Origin of the sequence: Nonomuraea ceibae (genome assembly GCF_019396325.1) — a bacterium.
GTDB classification, from domain to species: Bacteria; Actinomycetota; Actinomycetes; order Streptosporangiales; family Streptosporangiaceae; genus Nonomuraea; species Nonomuraea ceibae.
In genome coordinates, this window is record NZ_JAHKRO010000181.1 from 1 (window position 1) to 3,605 (window position 3,605).

Sequence of the window (3,605 nt, forward strand, 5' to 3'; positions counted from 1 at the left end):
TCACCCGCGCTCCGGAAACAGCCCGGTTCCCGCAACCCCTGCGCGCGCTGACCCGTCTCACCGCCCGCAGCACGGCCTTGTCTCGGCAAGGGGCACGCATTCTCCGCTACCGGTTCTGAGCGCGTGCGGGCGGCGGTGGCGACAAGCGGCGTTCCTTCAGCTTGTGGACGTGCCGCCGAAGGCGCTGGGGTGATGGAACGGAAACGTACGCGAGTGCGTCCGCCTAACGAGATCGCGCGCCATCAGTGACCTTGGCGCACGTTTCCGTTCGCGCAGACTCCGACCCCCGGCACCGCTCTCCTCATGACCACCCACCGCCTCGGGCGCGCCCGAAACATCCGTTCGTGTTCTTCATCACCTGCCTCCTTCCAGCAGGCCGCCCTGCTGCGGAGAGCCGCCCGCGGAGTGGACGACGGGGTCGTTCTGCCGCTCCCGGTCAGGCCCCTCGCACACCTGCTGCTGGCCGTGGCGGACGAAGCGGCGCTCTACGTCGGTGCCGCCCTCGAACCGGACGCTGCTCGGCGTGACATGGTGGCCATCATCCGCCCACTCATCGAGGCGCTCACCCGGGCGCACGCTGAGCTACTGATACGTACGCCTCCGGAGAGGTCTAACCGTCGGCGCTGCTACCCTGCCGGCGCTCCGGAACGCCAGGCCGGCAGGGCACTCCGCTCCCGAAGCTGTCCCGAGCCGCGGCTGGAGGAACATTTGTCCAAGCCGCCGGCGCCAGCCGGTGGCGACAGTGAGCCCATGACCATTCCTGACGGCACCACGGAGAGTTCGATCCCGGCCCTGGACGAGGGAGACGCTTATGTGGTCCATGACGGCCCGCGGCAGGCGCCGCCGTTGCTGCTCATCCACGGGTCGGGGGCCTCGGGCGGTTTCTGGGGTCCGGTGGGCGCTGGCCGGCCACCATCACGTCATCCGGGTCGACCTGCCGGGTTGCGGCCAGTCCCCGCCCGCACCGTCGTACGACGTGCCCGCGCAGGCGGGTCAGGTGGCGGCGCTGCTGGACCGCCTCGGGCTTCGTCACGTCGCCGTGGCCGGGCACTCCAGCGGCGGCTACGTCGCCACCGCGCTCGCCGAGCAACGTCCCGACCTCGTCGGTTCGCTTTCGCTGATCAGTAGCGGCCCGAGCCCGGATGCGTTCCTCCGGCAGCCGTTCGTTCTCCGGGTGCTGCTGGCCCCGCCGCTGGGCCCGCTCATCTGGCCGAGGCGTTCGGACGCGATGATCCGCAAGGGGATCAGCGCGACGGCCGTCCGCCCGGTGGACCTTCCGGACGACGTGGTCGCCGACGTAGCGGGCATCACCTACCGCGTGATGCGGACCGTACTGCGCCAGAACACCGTCTACATCGCCGAACGGAGCGTGCCCGAGCGGCTGGCCGCCCTCGACGTCCCCGTGCAGGTGGTCTTCGGCGCCGCCGACCCCCGCTGGGAGCCGTCGTCGGCGCACCGGTACGACGCGGTGCCGGGCGCCCGGGTCGAGTTGCTGCCAGGCGTCGGGCACCTGCCCATGCTGGAAGCGCCTGAGGCGGTCGGTGAACTGCTGCTGAGCTTCACGGCGACGAGGCCGCTGATCTCTGATGCCTAGAGTGGCCCTGTGTTGCCGGCCGGGACGTCACCTGACCGGCAGGAGCGCCGAGCGCCCTCATCAGACTCTGCGGCCCCTGCCTGGACAGGCCGGCCTCAAGGCCAAACGTGCCCCGCCGGTGCAGCCCGCTGATCGGCCACCGCATCGAATCCGGGAATCTCGTCGGGCCTGCTGGTGTGCGGACAAGGGTCTCCTTGGCGGACGTCACTGGGAGGCGAGTTCGGCGGTTACGTCGGAGCCGTTGCTCCAACCGTGACGGCCCCAGGGCAGCGGAGCACCCTTTCCCAGCTCCTGTCGGTCCCACCAGGCCGGGGCGGCCGTGGAGCTGGACCGACCAGCACAGGGAGTCGGAAGTGGTGCAATCCCCCAGGCGGGGGAGCCACATGGCTCCCGGGCGTGAGGTGCGTGCCCAGGGGGCACTGCCATGATCGAGGGCATGAGATCAACGTGGTTCGGAATCGCCGCTCTGACCCCGTACATCGCCATGAAGACCTACTGGGCCTTCGGCGGGAACGCCGGCCGGCCGGCCGGTGACCTGGGGGCGGAGATGCTCGCCAACGGCGCGCCCGAGGCGCTCGTCTGGATGGAACGCCACGGGATCGACTTCACCGCCCTGGGCGCCCTGGGGGGCGTGCTCTTCCTGGTAGCACTGGCCCGCCCGTGGGGCGAACGGCTGCCGCGCCGGCTGCTGCTGGTCCCGGGGTGGGCCGGCTCCTTGATCCTCACCCCGTACGGCACCGCCACCTTGATCGCCTCAGCCGTGGGCTTCAAGTCCGTAGAGGAAGGCTGGTCGCCCTGGGTCGGCTACGTGGGCGGACTGGCCTTCGCGGGCCTGGGATTGGCCCTCGCGTCGGGCACCCGCTCCTATCAGCGCCGTACCCGCCCCACTCCCGTTCCGGCGTGAGTCCACCCGCTGCAGAGGCGCGCCCACGGGATTGCCGTGCTGCTGTCATGGAGCGTCCTTCGCCCGCGAGCTCGTACATGTGACGGCAGTGCCGGTGGCTTCTGGCGACACCGTTGCTTGGAGCTGAGACGCGGGCAGCCTCTCAACCAGGAGCCAGCCTTGTGATCAGTGTCAACCTCGTACAGGTCCGCCAGCCAGGTCCTGCGCCAATCTCTGGCTGGCCTCAAGGGTGCTCCGGGCCCGGTGCCCCCCTTGAGGCCAAGATCGGACGTGCGGGTTGACTCTCCGTGAGAGAGGAGGCCGTACCCCACTGATCAGAAGATCATCTCCAATTGCCGGAGTCTACGATGGGATCCTCCCGATCCAACTGGTCCAGGAAATGCTCTACAAGGTCGGCTACGACGTGGCCGTAGAGGCCGTGACGCGAAGCCGCTCGCATTTCCCCCTCGAGGTCAAACATGAGCTCTCGAGTGTCCGGATGGATGCTGGTGGAATGCGAAGGCATCACGCCGGCGTCGTTCAGTTTGCGCAGCTTGGCGACTGTTACTGCATCTTCGATGCGAAGCCGACGGGCCTGACGCAATGCCGCATCAATGATGTGGTTTTCGCCGAGAGCACCGAGACGCTGTTTGCGTATAACTCTGCGCTCATGGTTCCAGCGTGCAACGAGACGTCGCTTCAACCCCTCAGGGAGGCGAATGGAGAACTTCTCAAAGGTAGTCTCCGTCGCAGACAGTAGTGAATGCTTGATCTCTCGACAGGCCAAGCCTCGACCAGTCCCGATCTTTGCAGGCTCGCGCTCAACCTTGGGCGTCGCAGCGGGTGCGGCAGTCGGCGGTGTCCGCCCGGCCTGAGTGGCTTGCAATTCCTCGCGCTCGGCCTGCTCGCGTGCGGCTTGCTCACGCTCGGCCTGCTCGCGTGCGGCTTGCTCACGCTCGGCCTGCTCGCGTGCGGCTTGCTCACGTGCGGCCTGTTCACGTGCGGCCTGTTCACGTGCGGCCTGTTCACGTGCGGCCTGTTCACGTGCGGCCTGTTCACGTGCGGCCTGTTCACGTGCGGCCTGTTCACGTGCGGCCTGTTCACGTGCGGCCTGTTCACGTGCGGCNT

At 68.6% G+C, this 3,605-nt stretch carries 3 protein-coding genes and 1 pseudogene; 3 read left to right on the forward strand and 1 reads right to left on the reverse strand.

Features of this window, described 5'->3' with window-relative positions:
• Positions 1-303: 303 nt before the first annotated feature.
• The 3 genes and pseudogenes from KME80_RS53525 to KME80_RS47560 form a co-directional block, all read left to right on the forward strand.
• A pseudogene (locus KME80_RS53525) lies at positions 304-504 on the forward strand (hypothetical protein); the annotation flags it as partial.
• Between the two features lie 316 nt (positions 505-820).
• On the forward strand, positions 821-1,594 hold the full coding sequence (locus KME80_RS47555; protein ID WP_246646972.1) for an alpha/beta fold hydrolase: 774 nt from the start codon (positions 821-823) through the stop codon (positions 1,592-1,594).
• A gap of 436 nt (positions 1,595-2,030) precedes the next feature.
• Positions 2,031-2,498: a hypothetical protein gene (locus KME80_RS47560; protein ID WP_219518829.1), complete on the forward strand. Its 468-nt coding sequence runs from the start codon at positions 2,031-2,033 to the stop codon at positions 2,496-2,498.
• A gap of 322 nt (positions 2,499-2,820) precedes the next feature.
• Here the strand turns inward: KME80_RS47560 and KME80_RS47565 are convergent.
• The coding region (locus tag KME80_RS47565; RefSeq protein WP_219518832.1) for a cell envelope integrity protein TolA at positions 2,821-3,605 on the reverse strand (785 nt) is incomplete at its 5' end.